Here is a 19,367-nt window from a genome sequence, read left to right on the forward strand (position 1 = left end):
ACAAGGAGAATCTATGAGGGTTTTTGTATTTGCATTTTGTGTGGTGTTTGGAAGCGTTTGTATGAGTGTTTGTATGGCGGATTCTAGCATAAAATCTAGCCCAAAATCTAGCTTAGATTCTAGCGAGGATTTTGCACTAGAATCTAGCGCAGAGTCTAGTCAATCAAAAAGCACAAAATCTAGTAAAAAATCAAAATCCAAAAAAGATTTTAGCCCTACTTCAAATTTTGCTCTAGGGATTTTTGGCAATTTTGGCTCGATGATGGGCGGTGGAGTAGAAGCTGGTTTTTGTATCTATTGTGGCGAAGTGTGGCAGGTGCGAAATGCAATATCACTTGAAGCAAAAGGCATAAAATTACACAGCGATTCTTATGATAGCCTAGCCCTCATCGCACACGAAAAAGTCATATTTAGCGCGACACTTGGCAGCTCTTTAGCCTCACGCATAGGGTTGCCATTTTTTCGTCCATATCTGCATATTAGTGCTGGATTTGGCTTGCTAGATTCTGCCCATACGGATTTTTCTCGCTCGCCATATTATTATGAAGTGCAAGGTGGAATGGGACACGAGTTTATCTCTCTAAAAGGGCATAGCGCGTATTTTGAAGTGGGAGGAGGAGTGGCAAACTTAAGTGCTAAAGTGCCACAAATGCTAGAAAAAACCGCATTAGGAGGGATTTTTAAAGTTTTGGTGGGAATGAGATTTTATTTCTAGAGATTTTTAGCCTAAATCTTTTATCGCGCTTTTGTGGTGGCTTGACTTGTGGCTAGCTAGTTGGCTTATGATTGTGCTTTTTTGGGTAAAATGCTCCTCTAAGGCTTTAGGCAAAATCTCTTAAAACCACTTCAATCCTTAAAGCAAAAACTGCCAAATCCAAAACCCACAAAAAAAAGGAGCAAAATGAAAAATATCAAGCTATATATATGCGTGTTTTTTATAGCTAGCACATTAGCCCAAAGCATAGAGCAAAATCAATCCACTCCGCTACAAAATCCAAAACAAGAAAAAAATAAAGATTCTGCCAAAAAAGACACTAAAAAAACTCCCCAAAACGATGCTCAAAAAAAAGAGCAAAATAACGCACAAAGCAATACGCCAAAACCACAAACTACCACAACCACACCACCCAAAAGCCAAACACCACTTACTTCCCCTAGTGCTATCACAGCACAAATCCCGCATATCGCTTATAATGGCACGGCATATATTTTCACTACAAATGAGGCAAATCCAAAGTCGCTAAAATTTGGCGCAAAAACGATTTCTTGGCTAGCACACCCCACAAAGACAGATACAAAAATCGCACTTGTGGGCGTGCCATATCGCGCAAATCTTGGCAAAATCACTCTAAAAGAGGGGCTTATTTTGGAAGTAAAAGCTGCCAACTACAAAAAAGAGCAAATTACAGTTACAGATACTTCAAAAGTCCGTCCAAACGCAGCACAGCAGGAGAGAATAACGCGTGAGCTAGAGGAAGCAAACAAAATCTACCTAACGCGCACAAAAGAGCGACTATGGAGTGAGAGATTTGAGCTACCACTAGGGAGCGTGATAACAAGCCACTATGGCAATGCTAGAATGTTTAACAACGAGGTAAGGAGCTACCACGCAGGCACGGATTTTCGCGCACTTATTGGCACACCCATAAAAGCAGCAAATGATGGCAAAATAGCACTTGCAAAGGAGAGATTTCTATCGGGCAAAAGCGTAGTCATCGACCACGGAGAGGGGATTTATAGCGCTTATTTTCACTGCAGTGAGCTAAAAGTCGCAGTGGGCGATAGCGTAAAAAAGGGACAAATAATCGCGCTAAGTGGCGATACAGGGCGCGTTAGCGGTGCGCATCTGCATTTCTCTATGATGGTGCAGGGAGTGAGTGTAGATGCACTGCATTTTATCACTACTCTAAACGCACTATTTGAGTGAAGCAAAAATTAAATTTGCCAAAATCCAAGCCACTAGCCACAAGTCGCTAACTTAAAAGGAATCACAAATGCCACAAAGAAAAATCCCACAACACTATGCAGTTTTTAAGCAAAATCTGCTAGATTTTATTCACACACCACGATTTAGGGCTATTTTTGTTTTTGGTGTCTGTCTATATCTTGTCGCGCTTTTTGCGCTATTGCGAGGGAATGCGTATTATTTAGATGATTGGGTTAGGAGTATGAATCGTCAAGGATTTAGCGGATTTTCTCGCTATATGGCGACATTTTTGGTAGAGGTGCTAAATCTTTTTGATGGGATTTTGGATATTTCCCCGCTTTATCAGCTGCTAGGTATTTGCTTTCTCACTCTTGCGTCTATGGCAATTTTATACGCACTAAATGGTGGCTTTAGTTTTTGGGGAATCATCGCTTTAGCACCGCTTGGGCTAAGTCCATATTTTTTGCAAAATATCTCATATAGATTTGATTGTGCTACGATGAGTTTCGCGCTATTGTGCGTGTGCTTGCCTTTTATCTTTCGCAAAAATCTAGTTGTGTTTTGCGCTGCGAGCGTGGTTTGTCTAGTGTTTTCATACCTAAGCTACCAAGCTGCAAATAGCGTATATATCGTGCTTTGTTTGTTTTTTATCTTTGTGATGACAGTTGAAAGTCTTAGCAAAAAGCATATTTTGGCTTTTGTGCTCTCTTGTGCGGGAAGTTTTGTGCTTGCTAGCGGGATTTACAAAGTGATTTTTGTGCGAAAAACTGATATAAACAGCTATGCTAGCGATAAAATGCTTTCTTTTAGTGAAATGTTCGGGGGGGGGGATATATGCAAACATAAGCACTTATTTTCATCACTTGCTTAGTGATATGGCGTGGAGTCCATTTATCTTTATTTTTTGCGCACTATGTGTGTTTTTTGTGATTGTTTGTTGTTTTGGGGACTTTGCTAGAGAATCTAAAAATACTAAGGCTTCTTTGCTAGGCAAAGTTTGCATATTTATTTGCGCTATTTTGTTTTTGGGCGTGAGTTTAGGTTTGTCTTTTGGGGCGTATTTGGTGCTAGAGAAGCCTATATTTGCACCACGAGTGTTTAATGGAATCGGTGCTTTTGTAGCTGTGCTTTGCTTGTTTTGTCTTAGATATTCTCAAAATGGCAAAGTTTTTAAATTTTTGGGACGAGCTTTTGTGCTTATCCTAACCTATCAGTGTGTGCTTTATGCCAATGCCTATGGTAACGCGCTTGCAAAGCAGCAAGAATACACAATGTTTCGGGCAAATTTGCTGATAAATGATTTGATTAAAATAAAGCCAAACCCCACTTACACCACACATTTGCAAGACAGGCGAAATCCAAACAAATGGTGGCACAAATGGAAAAAGCCAAAGCTACTCAAAGACTATGACACGATAATTTTCATAAAAGGCACTATCGGCTACACTCCTACTGCACAAGAGCTAGCGCGTAGATATGCTATCACAAAGGCACTTTTGCCGATACATTTTGGGGAAGCATTTACCACGCCTGCAGTTTTGCAAGTCTATAAGATTCCTTATGCGATTGAAACTTTTAGCGAGCAATCCTACCAAGAATGCACCAAAAAAGACACAAAATCTACAAGAGATTCTACCATAGATTCTAGTGCGAAAATTTTGCTAGAAAACCCTTATCACAAAATCGAAACTTATCAAGCAAAAGAATCCAAAAACGACACCCCAAAAACTTGCCTTATCGTTACACTTAAACCAAGCGAGTAAAATCTAAAATAATTAAGCAAGCAAAATCTAAGCAACCAAAATTTAAGTAAGTAAAAAATCCTTAAGCAAATAAAATCATCAAACAAAAGAATCTTAGATTTTTTTGGTTCGCTTGGTTTTTAGATTTTGTTCTTTTTGTGGCGAGATTGCTTTTGTAGTTCTTGCTCTTTTGTGGATTTTGCCTAGTTGATTATTCCCTTTTTGGGTAGTAGGCTAGCTACGATTAGCACGAGTGCCATCATTATTGTTACATAGATAAAAAATCCATTCTCCACACCTGCGTTTTTGAAATTTAGCGCGACATATTGCGCAGAGCCACCAAAAATCGCATTTGGTATCGCATAGCCAAACCCCGTGCCAAGCGCACGAATGTGCATAGGAAATAGCTTTGCTTTAAAGATTCCAGCCACTGAAGTATAAAAACTAAGTATCACAAAAAGTGCGACTATCACGCCAAAGGCATAGTATGGATTTGCACTCACTTGCGTGCTTCCTAGCAACATAAATAGCGGGTAGATTCCACACATTGCTAGGGTAGCAAAGATGATGAGAGACCGTTTATGCCCGATTTTGTCCCCTAGTAGCCCAAAAAGTGGCTGCATACACATAAGCAAAAATAGCGCGTAAAGCATAATATGATTTGAAGTAGTCGTGCTGATATGCGCAGAATTTATCATAAAAGTCTTTGTATAAGTTGTGATAGTATAAAACGCTAGAGAGCCACCCGAAGTGATTCCCACCACGAGCAAAAAGGGCTTCCAGCTTTGAAGTAGTGCTTTTAGCGTGCCTCTATCCTCGTGCTTCTCTAAATCCTGCGCACTCTCTTGCATAATGCTTCTTACAAAAAGCGAACCTAGTGCCAAAACCCCACCTATGACAAACAAAATCCTCCAAGCCCACTCTTTCATCTCTGCTTCGGTGTAAAAATATAGCATTATACTGATACTTGCCACTGCCAAAAGCTGCCCACCGATGAGTGTAACATACTGAAAAGATGAGTAAAATCCGCGCTTTCCCTCGCTTGCTAGCTCGCTAAGATAAGTCGCTGCTATGCCATACTCGCCACCCACGCTTATGCCCTGAATAAGTCGCGCTATAAGCAAAAGTATCACGGCAAATTCCCCCACGCTATCTTTGCTAGGCAGAGCTGCTATCATAAAAGAGCCTAGTGCCATAAGCACTACCGAAATCACCATAGATGACTTACGCCCGATTTTATCCGCTAGAGAGCCAAAGAGCCAAGAGCCAATCGGACGCATAAAAAACCCAAGCGCGAAAATCCCAAACGCGTTTATCTGCTGAATCGTGGGATTATCCGAAGTAGAAAATGTATGCGCAAAATACACTGCGCTAAAGGCATAAATATAGAAGTCAAACCATTCTACGAGATTTCCACTACTTGCTGCGATGATAGAGCGGATTTTGGCTTGCTTTGATAGTTGGTTCGTAGCGGGTGTAGAATCTGCTTTGTCTTGTGAAGTGCCACTCTGCGAAGTAGTGCTTTGCGAAGCGGCAGTAGTGGATAGGTTTTTAGAGTTTTGCATTTTAGTCCTTTTTGTGATTTAAGTAGTTTGGAATTGTCTTTTTTGATTTTTATGGAATTTTTAAAAATCAAAAAAATCTCAAAGTGGAATCCAAAAACATTCTAGCCAAAGAGTTTTAAAACGACTAAAAATATTGCGTAGCTTTTTGTTTCTTTTTGACAAAGGGTTACAAAAATAAACAAAATATGTTTGCTTGTGTTTTTACGGATTTTGCTTATTTGTGGAAAAAAGTGCCGAGCCTATGCGAAGCATATTTGCCCCGTTTTGTATCGCTAAGTCAAAATCCCCACTCATACCCATAGATAGCACACTAGCACCTGCGCTAGAGAGGCTATCATACAGCTCTTTTGTGATTGCAAAGCTATCATTTATCTTGCTTCTATCATCGCTGTGCGCACCGATAGTCATTATCCCACATAGATTGAGATTTTTGGCACGGTCTTTTATTTCTAGAAAAGCTTCTTTAGCACATTCTAGGCTAAATCCGTGCTTGCTAGGCTCATTTGCGCTATTTACTTGCAATAGCGCAGGTTGGGTTATGCCTAATTCTAGGCATTTTTCATCTATGGCTAGAGCTAATGGTAGGGAGTCTATGGAGTGGATAAGTGCTGGGCGAAGTGCAAGGAGGGAGTTTATTTTGTTGCGTTGAAGTGTGCCGATGAAGTGCCATTTGATAGGATTTTTATCAATAGAGTTTTTGCCAACAAGACTTTTGGAGTCTATTTCGCCAATTTTTTGCCTCAAGTCTTGGACTTTGTTTTCGCCAAAGTAGCATTGCCCTAGAGAGTGCAGAGTCAAAATCTCTTGCGTGCTGTGGTATTTTGATACAGCGATTAGCTTTATTTCGTGGGTTTTTATATTGTGTTTTTGTGCGTAGATTTGGGAGTATTTTTGGACTTTGTCTTGGATAGATTTTAGGTTTTGTCTAAAGTCGCTTATCATTGTTTCTCTTTATCGCAAAAATAGTAGATATTTTGGTGGGGATAGTAAAAACATTCTAAAAAGTGTAAAAAAAAAAAAAAAAAAACAAAAAGTTTCAAAGAAAGTAAAAAGTGGTGTCCTCGGCGGGATTTGAACCCACGACCTTACGATTAGGAATCGTACGCTCTATCCAGCTGAGCTACGGGGACAAGCCCCCACAAGAGGGGACAAGCCCCATAAAAATGGGGGGAAGAAGACTTATTTAGCCTTAGCTACTAGGTCTTTCAAGCTCTTACCGGGCTTAAACTTAGGAACATATTTGTCCTTAGTTGTGTAAGTTTTGTTGCTGCCGGGAACTTTACCAGTTTTGCCTTTTTGCACTGTGGCTTCAAATTTGCCAAAGCCAACTAGCTCAACAGGCTTTTTCTTGCTAAGTGCTTTTTCCACAGCTGCTACAAAAGCGTTTACTGCGTCCTCTGCACCTTTTTTGCTTGAAAACTTGCCAGCTTCTTTTACAAGTTCTACAAACTCTGCTTTATTCATCGTGTCTCCTTTGAGGTGAAATTTAAAGCGTGCTTATTCTATACAATTTTTTCCCTAAAATCAAGGATTTTGCGCAAAATTTTATAAAAAAGTGCAAAATTTTCCCTATTTTTAGGGCATTTTGCACGATTTTTGTCCTACAAAGCCCTTTTTTACTTGATTTTTAGTTTTTAGATTTTTTATGTTTTAGCTTCTTTTTTTTTGCTTATTTTTTTGACACTTGCTAGATTTCACACGCCTTAGCATAATCCATATCATTGTGCAAAATTGTAGTGCAAAATTTACACCCCTCGCACCTCTTGCACTGCTAAAATCCCTCCAAAAGCCCTCTTTCTAGCTCCATAGCCACACTCTTAGCATTCTCTTAGCACAGAAAATATCGCATTTTGATATTGCTCTAGTTCCTCTTTTGATTTTGCTTCAAACCTCGTTACAAGCACGGGCGTGGTGTTGCTAGCCCTTACCAAAGCCCAGCCGTTTTCAAACACCACTCTTACCCCGTCAATGTCGATAATATCATAAATTCTTGGGAATCTGCGATGAGATTCTGTATGTATGGTTATATCTCTACTATCTCGCGCTATGGCTTCTAGCTTTGCCTTTAGATTTGCTATTTTGGCAAATTTTTCTTCCTCTGTGGTTGAGATTTTTTCCTCATCAGTGGAGTAGAGTTTGGGTAGGGATTTTATGCTAGATTCTACTTCACTAGGTGTGTGCATTGCAAATAGCTCTAGCGAGCGCAATGCCGCATATAGCGCATCATCATAGCCAAAATACCTATCATTAAAAAACAAATGCCCACTCATTTCTGCTGCCATTTGCGCATTTAGTTCTTTTAGTTTTACTTTTAGATTGCTATGCCCTGTCTTATACATTATGGCTGTGCCTAGAGAATTTATCTCATCATACATTATTTGAGAGCATTTTACTTCGCCTATGATAGTTGGATTTGGCGTGATTTTGGCGATTTCTCGTGCAAATAGTATCGCCATTTCATCGCCTTTGTAGAGATGATTTTGCGTCATCAGCGCGATTCTATCCGCATCTCCGTCAAAAGCGATTCCAATAGACGTGCTATTTTCTTTCATATACTTGATAATATCAGCGAGGTTTTTTTCTTCGCTTGGGTCGGGGTGGTGGTTAGGGAATGTGCCATCAGGCTTTTCATATAGGCTTGTATGCTTTATTTTTAGGCGAGATAGCACATTTTCTAGCCCGAGCGCACCCACGCCATTACCATAGTCAAGCACGATTTGGTAAGGGAAATCCTCCAATCGCGCAAAATGCTCCACCAAAAAATCCTCATAGTTTTTTAGCGCGTCTAGATTTTTGGCTTGATTTTGCGCTGTGTCTAGTGCTTTTAGCTCGCTTTGTGCTAGCTCTGCGCCCAGATTTCTTATATCCTCTCCATAAAAAGGCTTTCTATCAATAGTGATTTTAAATCCATTATATTGTGGCGGATTGTGGCTACCTGTTATCATCACAGAGCTTGTGATATTTGCTTTTTTGTCTATTTTTTCGCTCGCAAATGTGGCGAAATACGCCACAGGCGTGGGAATCATACCCATAAAATACACTTCCACACCACTTGAGATAAAGCCATCTTTTAGCCATTCATACAGCGTGGGGGAGTGCGTGCGTGCATCATATCCTATGGCGACTGTCTTGCTTGCGCTAGCAAGTATGCGCTTGCCAAGCAAAAGTCCTATATGCTGCACGACTTCTTTTGTGAGGCTTTCTCCATAAATCCCGCGAATGTCATATTCTCTAAAGATATTCATATCTACTTTTTGGTTTGCATTTTTACTCATTTTTGCTCCTTTTTGCTGTGGCTTTTGCTTTTTTTGAGATTATAGATTTTCCTACATTCTCACTAATGAGAGTCTAATAAATCTACATTTTTTTTACATAACCTTTTTTGCTAAACTTGTATAAAAATCCTTAAAAAATTTTTAAGAAAGTTTGTAAAACCTATATAGATTTTTCATATATTAGATAAAAAGATACCAAAAAGACTTAAATTTAGATTTTTTGCTTTACTTTTGAGTTAAACTTATAGGGTTTGTAATAAACTAGACATAACCCAAAAAAACATTACTTCCTAAGGAGATACGATGAATATAGATAAAAGCACAAAATGTATAAGTGCTTTGAGGCACAAACGAGAGAGAGAGAGAGAGAGAGTAGTTCACGCTTAATCAGTTCCCCCTCCATTGCGAGTGGGCATAATGTTAGTTCCCCCTCCCGCAGCACGAGTGGGGCTAGGGGGTGGGTAGATACCACTTCCGCACTTCAAGTAAAGCTAACAACTGCCAATAGTGCGAATATTTCCGTTACCAACAATACAAATTCAAATGTTTCCGTCATTGCGAGCGAACGAAGTGAGCGTTGCAAAACAAGGCGAAGCCGAAGTTTCTTTAGTGATGACGAATCTTTCCACGCTTTTTCTAATGCAAAAGATACCCACCCCCAAACCCCCTCCGCAAAGGAAAGGGTTTTTAAAAAACAAAGCCACCACCACTTAAGCGCAAAAATACTCCTAGCCAAAGTAGCAATCATATCGGGGCTTTTTTGTCAAGCACTTGTAGCAACTGATTTCACAGGCTCTATGAGTGCTAGCGAACTACAAAACAGGCTTCAATCCGACAATGATAAAACTTACAATTTTGGCACGACAAACGCCAAATTATCTGTGGGTGCAGGCACTGTATCAAAAACTTTTACCACTTATTCATCGCTAAATTTTCTAAACACCTCTGCTTCTAGCACGACTTTTGACTTTACGGGTGTTGGCTATTCATCGATAGTTTTAAGTGGTGGCACTAGTATAGGAGGGCTTATTTTAAAAGGTAGTTTTAGTGGTGGTGTAAGCGTGAGTGGTGGGGCAAGTGTAGGTGGTGAGGGAATATCTTTAAACGATACCTCAAATATATCATCACTCACTATCGGTGGTGCAGGGAGTTTTGTAAGTAAAATACGAAGTAGTGGGACTGTTAATTATAATGACCAAACAAAAAATGCTACTCTTACAGGTTTTGGCAAAATAGGCACACTTACTGTGGGAACAGCAGGCGTGTTTTCTCCTTATTTAGGAAGCACATATTTAAGGGCAGATATAACCAATCTCAACATTCACTCTATATCTCTTACCATAAATGCTAGTTCTACTGCTTGGAATAGCGTGCCTAGAACCGATGCATTAAAAGGGCAACACATTACTATATCTAATTCGACAGGGGCGATTGGCGATAGGATAAAGATAGGAGATGGCTCTATATATCTCTCCATTGGACCAAATGCACAGGCAGGCTCGTGGTATAACTACCAATACCTTGTGCTAACAAACGATGGCAACACCTATAACCCAAACTATAAAATAGGATACAGTAGCATAACAGCTGCGCCCGGTGTGTCAATCAAAGAGGGGGAGACAGGATTTATCCTAGAAGCTGATGTCGCTACTAGCTACGGCGCGGGTGTGTATCGCTCTCTAGCCCTAAGCTATATGCGCCGTCAAGCGATGACACAAAATATCCTAGATACGATGACGACAAAGACATTTCATAGCGATAGATACTACAACCAAGAAGTAGAGCTAAGGCTAATCCAATACGATATGTCTAGGCTAACCAACCGTAGCTCTAAGTTTGCTAAGCAAACTCGCAAAAATCAAGTAAAAATCGACAAAATGCGTGATAAGCTAGCCAAGCTAACCCTAGAGCAGTCCAAAGGACAAAATCTAGACAAAGGATATAACAACTTTGAAGTCATAGACCAACTTGATGTAATGTTTATCCCCTATACGGGTAGGCGAGATTGGCGAGTTTTTGCACTTCCTTATGCTGTGCATAGCTTCGTAGATATGGGTGCAAAAAGCTCCGCCATAGAATACGCAGGTGGTGCATTGGTAGGATTGCAAAGAAATTTGAAGGCAAGCGGAATCGTTGGTGCGTATATGGGGTATGAATTTTCTCACGCAGATACTACCCTAGCTGGCGCACCTGCCACAGTGCAGACAAATAGTATCCAAGCAGGGCTAAACTATTTTAAAACCTTTGCGATTACTTCTAAAATATGGGAGGGGTTTATCAAAGCAACTATTCGTGGTGGAGCGGATTTGCCACAATTTAGATTTGAAGCGGGCGGAAAAACAAACAAAATAGACTCCGACTCAAAAAACTCTAGCGTGCCACTAATGTATAGCGTAGGCGCGGAAGTGCGCGGTGGTTTTACATTTTATTACTTCAAGCGAAATAGCTACCTAAGTCCTGAAGTCGGGCTAAGCTATGATATGCTATCTAGTTTTCCTATGAAATTTATGAAGCCTGTTATTCCAATTGATGGGGTAGATTTTATGCCTTTGGGAGCAAATGAATATTACAATTCTATCTATTGGCATTTGCCACAATTAAGCGCAGCTGTGCGATACTACAAAATGTGGGGAAATAAGTTTCGCACAAATTTGAAAGTGGGCGTGAAGTATAATATCATAAATGGCAAACAAGCAAGTTTTAGGATTGGCGAAAGTGAAGACTTTAAAAACACGGGCAAAATAACCCTGCCTGCAGTGTATGGGAATCTAGCACTTGATTTTATTTGGATGATAAAGAAAAATCACGAGCTAAGCTTTGGCTATGATGGGCTTTTCTATGCTAGCACTTTTGCCAAAGAAAAAAACGCTCAAGGACAAAGCGTAAAAACAGATGATTGGTTTAATGGCGTAACTACGACTTTGAATCTCAAATACGCGTATTGGTTTGGTGGCACGGACTATGTCAAAGACAAAGACGGCAATGCTATCTCTCGCTCCGCACTTGAGAACTCACAAAAGAAATCTAAGCCAAAGAAGCCTAAAAAGTCCAAGAAAAAAATCTACTATATTGATGAATAAATGGTTTGATTTAAGCGTGGGCATTTGGTATAAGGCTTAGATTAGGTTTTATGGTTTTGTCATTTTGTCATTGCGCGTAAGTCGCAAGACTTACGCGGCAAAACAAGCGAAGCGAAGTTTCTTTAGAAAACAAGCGTAGCGCAGTTTCTTTAGTAATCCACACGCCAATCGTCATTGCGAGCGAACGAAGTGAGCGTGGCAATCCATAAAAAAGACATAGATTGCCACGACTTGACTTCGTCAAATCTCGCAATGACAAATAAAAGCGTGGATTGCTTCGTTGTGGCTTAGCCACTGCCTCGCAATGACAAATATGAAGAACTTTTTAGATTGCTACGAACACCAAAGCGATTCTCGCAATGACGGACAAAGATATAGATTACCACGAGAATCCTTGCGGATTCTCTCGCAATGACGAATTTTTTGAATTACTAAAGAAACTTTGCCGCGCTTGTTTTTGCTACGATTCCACGCTTTCAAGCCGAATCTAGCAATGATGAATACTTTTGGATATTTTTGATAGCTTATTATTTACAAATCACGGATTTTTTTGGCAGGGTTGCCTGCATAGATTCCACTTTTGGTTATGTCTTTGGTTACCACGCTTCCCGCGCCGATTACGACATTATCACAGATTTTCACAGGCAAAATCGTAGCATTACTTCCGATACTTACATTATTTCCTACACTTGCGCCACGCCATTTGTTTTTATCAGCACTTGGCTTACCCTCTCTAAACAAATCATTTACAAACGCCACACTATGCCCGATGAAGCAATTATCCCCGATAATGCTAAGCGAGCAGATGAAGCTGTGGCTTTGGATACGGCAATTATGCCCGATAGTTACTTCGTTTTGGATTTCTACAAATGGACCCACAAAGCAGTTATCCCCAAAATGACAGCCATAAAGATTTAGTGGCTTTACTATGCAAAACCCTTTCCCGTGTGTAATATCTACAATCTCGCTTTTCAAAATCCGCATTTGTGATGATTGTGCTTTTTTGGATTTTGTATTTGATTTTGCATTATTATTTGCCATCTTTTATGCCTTGTATTTCCCACTCTATTGCATAGATTCTCTCTTTTGCATTATCAAGTCTAGCGATTTTATCCATAGAGCCTTTGTCATAGTCGCTTGGCACGCGCAAAGAGTGCAGGCTTTGGGTGTCTATCGCGACATCGGTGCTTGTTTTGTAAAGCCGTGATAATGCTTCCTCGCCCTGTGTGGAGAAAAAATAACAATAAAGCCCGATAGCTACTTGCTTGCTAGGAGCTCGAAGCACGATGATTCCAGCATTTACCACGCTTGGAATCATATTTATGCTAGAGATGCTAACCCCATCTTTTTGTAAGACTTCTTTTTTGGCAAACGCGTTTTGTCCTACTATGGCGATTTTGGGGCTTACCCCTCGCAAAGATAGCAAAATATCATAAGGCTTTATGCGGTATTTATAGATTTTGGCAGCGTTGCCTTTGTCTTTTTTTGCTTCAAAGCTTTGCGTAAAGCCACAGATAGCAAAATCTGCTATGCCTATGTCATAAAACTCAATAGGCTCATCTTGGCTTGTGCCTTGCACTCTTTGCCCGCGAAATATCTCTACACCCAAATCTTGCAAGCTAAAATCTTTGGCAAGTTTTTTTGTTTTGGCAGTGATTGGTAGTGGGGTAGGTGGCACAAGTCGCAAGTTTATGTAGCTTTGGGCTCGCAAGTCTTTTGGAGAGATTTTCTCAAGCGGAGTTAGCGCAGAATGTGGAGTTAGCTTTTTGTAGTGATAGATTTCTAGAAGTCTTTCGATATTTTTTAGGCGATTATACTTGCCGTCTTTGGCAAAAAAATGCTCGTTATTTGCGTTTATATGCAAAATCTCTTTGTTGCCTTTAGAGACAACAATCACAGAAAAATCATAATTTTGATGAGGAAAAATATTTTTGGGTAGCTCGATTATAGCTTCTATAAGTCCATTTTGACACAGATAGGAGCGTAGCTTGCCCTCTAGCGAGGATTTTAGCAATGTTTGATTACGCACGATAAAAACGCCTTTTTGCTTTAGGTGAGCAAGAGAGTGCACCAAAAACACTAGCTCGGGATAGGATTTTGCTAGTATTCCCATTTCCCTAAACCTCATATCATCTTTTAAATTTTCAGTGCTCATTTGTGCGTTTAGCGGTGGATTGCAAAGGATTTTGTCAAACTTCATAAAGTCAAAATCTTGTGAATCTATCGTGGAATTTTTACTTTGGTTAGCGTTTTGTTTTGTGTTTTGTGTGTTTTTTTGGACTCTAAAGAGTGGATTTTCCAAAATATCGCCCACACCCAAATGTGTCTCCTCTATCCCGCTAATGCTCGCAATAAGCCTAGCAAGATAAGAAAGTTTAGAATCTAGCTCCTCGCCATATAGTTTTATTTTTTTGCTTGGCAAGCACAAAAACACACTTCCCATTCCATAGCAGGGGTTATACACTTCATCATTATCTTTTATATCCAAAATCCCTACCAAAAGACGATTTATCTCGCTAGGCGTGGAGTAGAAATACAGCTTATTAGAGGTTTTTTTCTGTGTGATAAGGTGCAAAAACTCCTCAATTAACTCATTTGAAATCTTTGATATGTGGCTTTGCTCAATAAATCGCAAAATCTTTATAGGGTTTATTTTGGATTCTTGTGTGAGTAGTAAGGTAGTGTATTTAGGTTCTTTTAGGGTAGTTTTTAGCACTTCAAGTAGTTTATTGCTAGCTTTTGTTTTATTGACAGATGAGAGTAGGCTAGAGTATTGTTTTGGCTTTTTGATTTTTAGCAAAATCATCTCAAGCATAACACCTATAACATCAAGTGTGTCGATATAATAAGGCTTTAGATAGTCAAAGCATTTTAAAAGTGGCTGCAATGTATCAAAATCTGTATTTTTTGTAGAATCCATTTTATAAAAAACTCCATTTTAAAAAATCTGCACCAAAATTCTAGCATTTTTGTCAAAATCATCACCAAAATCACAGATGAAATTGCGATAAAAAGCTATAATTTTGGCTTTGTTTTTTTGCCAAAGAGTTTTCTTAAAGTTGATTTTAAGTTTATTTTTAGAGGTGATTTATTATGCTAGAGATTTTTCCTGCGATTGATTTAAAAGGCGGCAAGGCTGTTAGGCTATATCAAGGCGAGTTTGATAGTGCGAAAATCTATGGAGAAGCACACGATTTTTTGCGTTTATTTGAAGAGGCTGGGGCAAAGTGGGTGCATATTGTCGATTTAGATGGTGCACTAAGTGGAAAGAATGAAAATCTAGCATTGATAGAATCTTTGCGTAAAAGCACTTCACTACAAATCCAAGTAGGAGGTGGAATTCGCGATGAAGAGGCTATCAAGCGATATATAAATATCGGTGTGGATAGAGTGATACTTGGCTCAATCGCGCTAAAAAATGTAGAATTTACCAAGACTGTGGCAAGTAGCTATCCTGTGGTGGTAGGCATAGACGCTAGAGGTGGCAAAGTCGCAGTAGAGGGCTGGGGAAGTGTAAGTGAGATAGATGCGCTAGAGCTAGCAGGGGAGTATAGAGATAGTGCCATAGAGGGTGTTATCTGCACAGATATTTCAAAAGATGGAGCATTAAGCGGGATAAATATTGATTTCACACTCTCTATTGCAAAGGCTTGTGGCAAGCCAACTATCGCAAGTGGCGGGTGCAAAGGCATAGAAGATGTAACCAAACTAAAAAAGGCTTTTGAGGGCGAAAATCTAGCTGGTGGGATTATAATCGGCAAGGCTTTTTATGAGGGGAAAATCAACTTAAAAGAAGCGATAAAAGAGGCTAACCGCTAGTTTTGTGTGATTTTTAAACGCGCACAAAAACCATAAACAAAATCTAATAAAAAGGCAAAGAAAGGGATAAATCTTAATGGTTTTATGTTATGATTACGCAATTTAAAAGGTGCGTAAGATTTGCCCTTGCATTGATTAAGCAAAGTAAATAAAGGAGTTTCCCTTGAGATTATTAGTCGTTGATGATAGCTCCACAATGAGACGAATCATAAAAAACACTCTTGAGCGACTAGGCTACCAAGATATTTTAGAAGCCGAGCACGGGGTGCAAGCGTGGGAGATTATGGATGGGCAAGAGGGCATAGGGGTGCTGATAACAGACTGGAATATGCCTGAAATGAATGGGCTTGATTTGGTAAAAAAGGTTCGCGCTGATGGGCGATACAAGGAGATTCCAATCATTATGGTAACCACAGAGGGTGGCAAGTCTGAAGTCATTACCGCGCTAAAAGCTGGCGTGAATAACTACATTGTGAAGCCATTTACCCCTCAAGTGCTAAAAGAAAAGCTAGAGGTCGTGCTAGGTGTAAATGATTGACATATATTTTGTGTATTTGAGTTGCGTTGCTTTTGGCAAATGACTATTAAGTGTAGAGCCACATAAGAGTTCATATAGTTTTATAAAGATTGCAAAAATTCAAAAATCATAAGATTATAGAAGTTATATAGTTTTTATGAAAACACATTATTATGAGACTTGCATTGTCCCCACAGGATACTTTGACATTTTTTGCGATTATGTGCTTGAGATGACGGGAGAGGCTATCGAGCAAAAGCCTATAACGCAAAAAGAGCTTCAAAAATCTAACCAAGAATCTACAAAATCCACTACAAAAACTTCTGCAAAATCTGCAAGAGAACCTGCAAAAGATTCCACAAAAAACCATACAAAAACCCCAACCAAAAATCTTTCAAATCCTATATGGCATTGTTGCAATGCTGATTTTAGCGAAATTTGCGCAAACTTAGCGATAGCTGAAGCAAAAGGTATAGAATCCCAAATGATGATTGTCCGCGCAGAATCCACCCCACAAAGTCTTTTGAAAGAATTGCAGGATTTTACACAAACTTTAAGCGAGCGCGTAGGAGAAAAAGTAGGTTTTGCTTATAGTGTAAAAAAATGCGAAAATATTGATTGGATAGAAGCGTATAAGCGCGGTGTTAGCCCCATAGAGTGTGCGAGATTTTATATCCGTCCTTCGTGGTGTGAGCCACCAAAATCTAGCTATGTCCAAACGACAAAGCCACCAAAAAGCACAAAAGCACTCAAAAATACCAAATCTAGCACACTTATAGACATTATCATTGACCCGTCTTTAGCGTTTGGCTCTGGACATCACGCAAGCACTTTTTTGTGCCTAGAGGAGTTGCACAAAGTCGATTTGGAGTGGAATTTGCGCAATAAGGTTTGTTTAGATTTGGGCTGTGGAAGTGGGATTTTGGGCATAGCTATGGTAAAAATGGGTGCAAAAGTCGATGTGTGCGATATTGATGAATACGCCATAGAGCAAACGCGTAAAAATTTCGCGCAAAATCGTGCGGATTATGACAAAGCATATCAAAGCACGCTTGATAAAATGCTAGCAAACCCCTCATTTGATGCAAAATATGACCTTATTTGTGCAAATATTTTGGCTGATATTTTACTGCCTTTGCGAGATGATTTTGCGCTTGCCTTAAATCGTGTCAAAAATCGCAAAAACCCAAAAAACTGCGATAAACATATTTTTACTCCTCTGCTGATATTATCGGGAATTATTGAGAGCAAAGCTCCCCTTATCATCTCACATTTTTGTGCCAAAGATTCTGCCTTTGTTTTGCTTGATGAGAAGTGCAAAGATGAGTGGGTGTGCCTAAAATTTGCTTTGCAGAATTAGCATTAGCCAAAATCAACCAAATTTGGCTAATTTTCTTGCCAAAATATAATATAATGTGGCTTTTAAGTCTTTTGACAAACAAATTATTTTAGAGGAAATAAGAGGAAACAATGGAACAAAATACACAAAATAATCAACAAAATGGTGGTAAAAAACCACAAAAAACACCACCAATGAAGCAAAATCCTATTTTACTTTTTATCGTTTTTGCCGTGATTGCTATGTTTGTAGTGAAGTTTAGCAGTGGCGATTCTACGCTTTTTAGCACCGCTTTTGGTGGTAATGCGACTCGCAGTATGGAATACTCCGAACTAAAGCAGCTCATCTCTAGCCGTCAAGTAAGCAATGTAAGCATAGGGCAAACTATCATCAAGGCAAATGGTATAGATTCTAATGGTGCAAAGATTACTTTCATAGCGCGAAAAGTAGCCGACCCTACGCTAGTTCAGTTATTAGAAGAGAATGGCATTCCTTATGGTGGGTTTAGCGAGAGCAACTTTTTGACAGATATGTTTGGCTGGTTGCTACCCATTTTTATTTTTCTTGGACTTTGGATGTTTTTGGCAAGCAGAATGCAAAAAAATATGGGCGGTGGGATATTTGGTATGGGAAGCTCAAAAAAGCTCGTAAATGCTGAAAAACCCAAAGTGAAATTTGATGATATGGCAGGCAATGAAGAAGCAAAAGAAGAAGTTGTAGAAATCGTGGATTTTCTAAAATACCCTGATAGATACGCTGCTGTGGGGGCAAAAATCCCAAAAGGCGTCTTGCTTGTAGGACCACCGGGCACAGGTAAGACTTTGCTTGCAAAGGCAGTGGCAGGCGAAGCAAATGTTCCGTTTTTTTCTATGAGTGGGAGTAGTTTTATAGAAATGTTTGTGGGGCTTGGTGCAAGTCGCGTGCGTGATTTGTTTGAAATGGCAAAAAAAGAAGCACCTAGCATTATTTTTATTGATGAGATTGATGCTATCGGCAAATCTCGCGCTGCGGGTGGAATGGTAGGCGGGAATGATGAGCGAGAACAAACACTAAATCAGCTTTTGGCAGAAATGGACGGCTTTGGTAGTGAAAACGCCCCTGTCATTGTGCTAGCTGCGACAAACCGCCCTGAAGTGCTTGACCCTGCATTGCTTCGACCGGGGCGATTTGATAGGCAAGTCTTGGTTGATAAGCCAGATTTTAGCGGTAGGCTAGAGATTCTAAAGGTGCATATCAAAGCTGTGAAGCTATCACGCGATGTTGATTTGGAAGAAATCGCAAAACTTACCGCAGGACTTGCGGGAGCTGATTTAGCAAATATCATCAACGAAGCTGCACTACTTGCAGGTAGAAACAACCAAAAAGAAGTATCTCAAAGCAATCTAAAAGAAGCAGTCGAGCGAGGAATCGCAGGGCTAGAGAAAAAATCTCGCAGAATCTCCCCCAAAGAAAAGAAAATAGTAGCCTATCACGAGAGCGGACACGCCCTCATAGCTGAAATGACAAAGGGTGCTTCCAAAGTCAATAAGGTATCTATCATTCCGCGTGGTATGGCAGCACTTGGCTACACGCTAAACACGCCTGAAGAAAACAAATACCTTATGCAAAAGCACGAGTTGCTAGCAGAGGTTGATGTGCTACTTGGTGGGCGTGCAGCTGAAGATGTGTTTTTGGGCGAAATCTCCACAGGTGCTAGCAATGACTTAGAGCGGGCTACTGACATACTAAAAGCGATGATAAGCTACTATGGTATGACAAATGAAAATGGACTTATGGTGTTAGAAAAGCAACGCAACGCATTTTTGGGTGGTGGGCTTGGTAGCTCAAGGGAATTTAGCGAAAAAACTGCAGAGAGTGTGGATAGCTTTGTGCGAGCTACGCTAGATTCTCGCTTCAGTGAAGTCAAAAAGACGCTAAAAAGCTATGATGGCGCGATAGAACTAATGGTAAAAGAATTGTTTGACAAAGAGGTTATTGACGGCACGCGTGTGCGCGAAATCATCACTGATTTTGAAAAACAAAACGATATGCCAACGCGCATTGTCCCGCAAGAACAAGAGGAGGAGGTTTAGAAATCTTAATAAAATAAGGTTTATAAACCAA

The 19,367-nt window shown here is 39.9% G+C and carries 16 protein-coding genes and 1 tRNA gene; 9 read left to right on the forward strand and 8 right to left on the reverse strand.

Going from position 1 to position 19,367, the window contains the following annotated elements; genetic code table 11:
• Positions 1-13: 13 nt before the first annotated feature.
• The 4 genes from HMPREF2086_RS04960 to HMPREF2086_RS04975 all read left to right on the forward strand — a co-directional run bounded on the left by HMPREF2086_RS04960 (position 14) and on the right by HMPREF2086_RS04975 (position 3,690).
• On the forward strand, positions 14-715 hold the full coding sequence (locus tag HMPREF2086_RS04960) for a hypothetical protein (protein ID WP_023927669.1): 702 nt from the start codon (positions 14-16) through the stop codon (positions 713-715).
• Between the two features lie 186 nt (positions 716-901).
• On the forward strand, positions 902-1,927 hold the full coding sequence (gene pgp3 / locus HMPREF2086_RS04965; protein ID WP_023927670.1) for a peptidoglycan metallopeptidase Pgp3: 1,026 nt from the start codon (positions 902-904) through the stop codon (positions 1,925-1,927).
• 67 nt (positions 1,928-1,994) lie between these two features.
• A complete protein-coding gene (locus HMPREF2086_RS04970; RefSeq protein ID WP_023927671.1) occupies positions 1,995-2,798 on the forward strand; it encodes a glucosyltransferase domain-containing protein in 804 nt (267 codons plus the stop codon).
• Positions 2,737-3,690, forward strand: coding sequence for a hypothetical protein (locus HMPREF2086_RS04975; RefSeq protein WP_148374473.1), 954 nt, complete (start codon positions 2,737-2,739; stop codon positions 3,688-3,690). Before HMPREF2086_RS04970 ends, HMPREF2086_RS04975 begins: the two co-directional genes overlap by 62 nt.
• Before the next feature lie 182 nt (positions 3,691-3,872).
• Here the strand turns inward: HMPREF2086_RS04975 and HMPREF2086_RS04980 are convergent, their stop codons facing one another.
• The 5 genes from HMPREF2086_RS04980 to HMPREF2086_RS05000 form a co-directional block, all read right to left on the reverse strand.
• Positions 3,873-5,234 carry an MFS transporter gene (locus HMPREF2086_RS04980; protein ID WP_023927673.1) on the reverse strand — a complete coding sequence of 454 codons (1,362 nt, stop codon included), beginning with the start codon at positions 5,232-5,234 and terminating at the stop codon, positions 3,873-3,875.
• A 201-nt stretch (positions 5,235-5,435) separates the two neighbouring features.
• Positions 5,436-6,176, reverse strand: a complete 741-nt coding sequence (locus tag HMPREF2086_RS04985; RefSeq protein ID WP_023927674.1) for a YggS family pyridoxal phosphate-dependent enzyme — start codon at positions 6,174-6,176, stop codon at positions 5,436-5,438.
• A gap of 111 nt (positions 6,177-6,287) precedes the next feature.
• Positions 6,288-6,364: transfer RNA gene (locus HMPREF2086_RS04990), tRNA-Arg, on the reverse strand.
• Between the two features lie 49 nt (positions 6,365-6,413).
• Positions 6,414-6,698, reverse strand: a complete 285-nt coding sequence (locus HMPREF2086_RS04995) for an HU family DNA-binding protein (RefSeq protein WP_023927675.1) — start codon at positions 6,696-6,698, stop codon at positions 6,414-6,416.
• Positions 6,699-7,051: 353 nt separating this feature from the next.
• A complete protein-coding gene (locus HMPREF2086_RS05000) occupies positions 7,052-8,509 on the reverse strand; it encodes a phosphomannomutase/phosphoglucomutase (protein ID WP_023927676.1) in 1,458 nt (485 codons plus the stop codon).
• A 326-nt stretch (positions 8,510-8,835) separates the two neighbouring features.
• Between HMPREF2086_RS05000 and HMPREF2086_RS05005 the strand changes: the two genes are divergently transcribed.
• Positions 8,836-11,589 (forward strand): autotransporter outer membrane beta-barrel domain-containing protein, encoded by a 2,754-nt coding sequence (locus HMPREF2086_RS05005; protein WP_023927677.1) that lies wholly within the window; start codon positions 8,836-8,838, stop codon positions 11,587-11,589.
• Between the two features lie 67 nt (positions 11,590-11,656).
• Here HMPREF2086_RS05005 and HMPREF2086_RS11505 read toward each other — a convergent pair whose 3' ends face one another.
• The 3 genes from HMPREF2086_RS11505 to HMPREF2086_RS05015 all read right to left on the reverse strand — a co-directional run bounded on the left by HMPREF2086_RS11505 (position 11,657) and on the right by HMPREF2086_RS05015 (position 14,509).
• Positions 11,657-11,884 (reverse strand): hypothetical protein, encoded by a 228-nt coding sequence (locus tag HMPREF2086_RS11505; protein ID WP_148374474.1) that lies wholly within the window; start codon positions 11,882-11,884, stop codon positions 11,657-11,659.
• Between the two features lie 236 nt (positions 11,885-12,120).
• A complete protein-coding gene (locus HMPREF2086_RS05010) occupies positions 12,121-12,573 on the reverse strand; it encodes an acyltransferase (protein WP_034561118.1) in 453 nt (150 codons plus the stop codon).
• A 46-nt stretch (positions 12,574-12,619) separates the two neighbouring features.
• On the reverse strand, positions 12,620-14,509 hold the full coding sequence (locus HMPREF2086_RS05015) for an N-6 DNA methylase (RefSeq protein WP_023927679.1): 1,890 nt from the start codon (positions 14,507-14,509) through the stop codon (positions 12,620-12,622).
• Between the two features lie 173 nt (positions 14,510-14,682).
• On the opposite strand from HMPREF2086_RS05015, the gene hisA reads away from it, so the two are divergent.
• From hisA to ftsH, 4 genes are all read left to right on the forward strand, one after another.
• A complete protein-coding gene (gene hisA, locus HMPREF2086_RS05020) occupies positions 14,683-15,408 on the forward strand; it encodes a 1-(5-phosphoribosyl)-5-[(5-phosphoribosylamino)methylideneamino]imidazole-4-carboxamide isomerase (RefSeq protein ID WP_023927680.1) in 726 nt (241 codons plus the stop codon).
• Positions 15,409-15,571: 163 nt separating this feature from the next.
• A complete protein-coding gene (locus tag HMPREF2086_RS05025; RefSeq protein ID WP_023927681.1) occupies positions 15,572-15,946 on the forward strand; it encodes a chemotaxis response regulator CheY in 375 nt (124 codons plus the stop codon).
• Positions 15,947-16,082: 136 nt separating this feature from the next.
• Complete coding sequence (locus HMPREF2086_RS05030; RefSeq protein ID WP_023927682.1) at positions 16,083-17,285, forward strand: 50S ribosomal protein L11 methyltransferase; 1,203 nt, start codon at positions 16,083-16,085, stop codon at positions 17,283-17,285.
• Between the two features lie 173 nt (positions 17,286-17,458).
• Complete coding sequence (gene ftsH / locus HMPREF2086_RS05035) at positions 17,459-19,336, forward strand: ATP-dependent zinc metalloprotease FtsH (RefSeq protein ID WP_034561122.1); 1,878 nt, start codon at positions 17,459-17,461, stop codon at positions 19,334-19,336.
• Positions 19,337-19,367 lie beyond the last annotated feature (31 nt).

The organism is Helicobacter macacae MIT 99-5501 (assembly GCF_000507845.1).
GTDB classification, from domain to species: domain Bacteria; phylum Campylobacterota; class Campylobacteria; order Campylobacterales; family Helicobacteraceae; genus Helicobacter_B; species Helicobacter_B macacae.

Coding starts and splice junctions, on each gene's coding strand:
- HMPREF2086_RS04960 (WP_023927669.1), top strand. CDS start 14: ATGAGGGTTTTTGTATTTGCATTTTGTGTGGTGTTTGGAAGCGTTTGT.
- ftsH (WP_034561122.1), top strand. CDS start 17,459: ATGAAGCAAAATCCTATTTTACTTTTTATCGTTTTTGCCGTGATTGCT.
- HMPREF2086_RS05030 (WP_023927682.1), top strand. CDS start 16,083: ATGAAAACACATTATTATGAGACTTGCATTGTCCCCACAGGATACTTT.
- HMPREF2086_RS05000 (WP_023927676.1), bottom strand. CDS start 8,509: ATGAGTAAAAATGCAAACCAAAAAGTAGATATGAATATCTTTAGAGAA.
- hisA (WP_023927680.1), top strand. CDS start 14,683: ATGCTAGAGATTTTTCCTGCGATTGATTTAAAAGGCGGCAAGGCTGTT.
- HMPREF2086_RS05010 (WP_034561118.1), bottom strand. CDS start 12,573: ATGCGGATTTTGAAAAGCGAGATTGTAGATATTACACACGGGAAAGGG.
- HMPREF2086_RS04985 (WP_023927674.1), bottom strand. CDS start 6,176: ATGATAAGCGACTTTAGACAAAACCTAAAATCTATCCAAGACAAAGTC.
- HMPREF2086_RS05015 (WP_023927679.1), bottom strand. CDS start 14,509: ATGGATTCTACAAAAAATACAGATTTTGATACATTGCAGCCACTTTTA.
- HMPREF2086_RS04970 (WP_023927671.1), top strand. CDS start 1,995: ATGCCACAAAGAAAAATCCCACAACACTATGCAGTTTTTAAGCAAAAT.
- HMPREF2086_RS04980 (WP_023927673.1), bottom strand. CDS start 5,234: ATGCAAAACTCTAAAAACCTATCCACTACTGCCGCTTCGCAAAGCACT.
- pgp3 (WP_023927670.1), top strand. CDS start 902: ATGAAAAATATCAAGCTATATATATGCGTGTTTTTTATAGCTAGCACA.
- HMPREF2086_RS05005 (WP_023927677.1), top strand. CDS start 8,836: ATGTATAAGTGCTTTGAGGCACAAACGAGAGAGAGAGAGAGAGAGAGT.
- HMPREF2086_RS04995 (WP_023927675.1), bottom strand. CDS start 6,698: ATGAATAAAGCAGAGTTTGTAGAACTTGTAAAAGAAGCTGGCAAGTTT.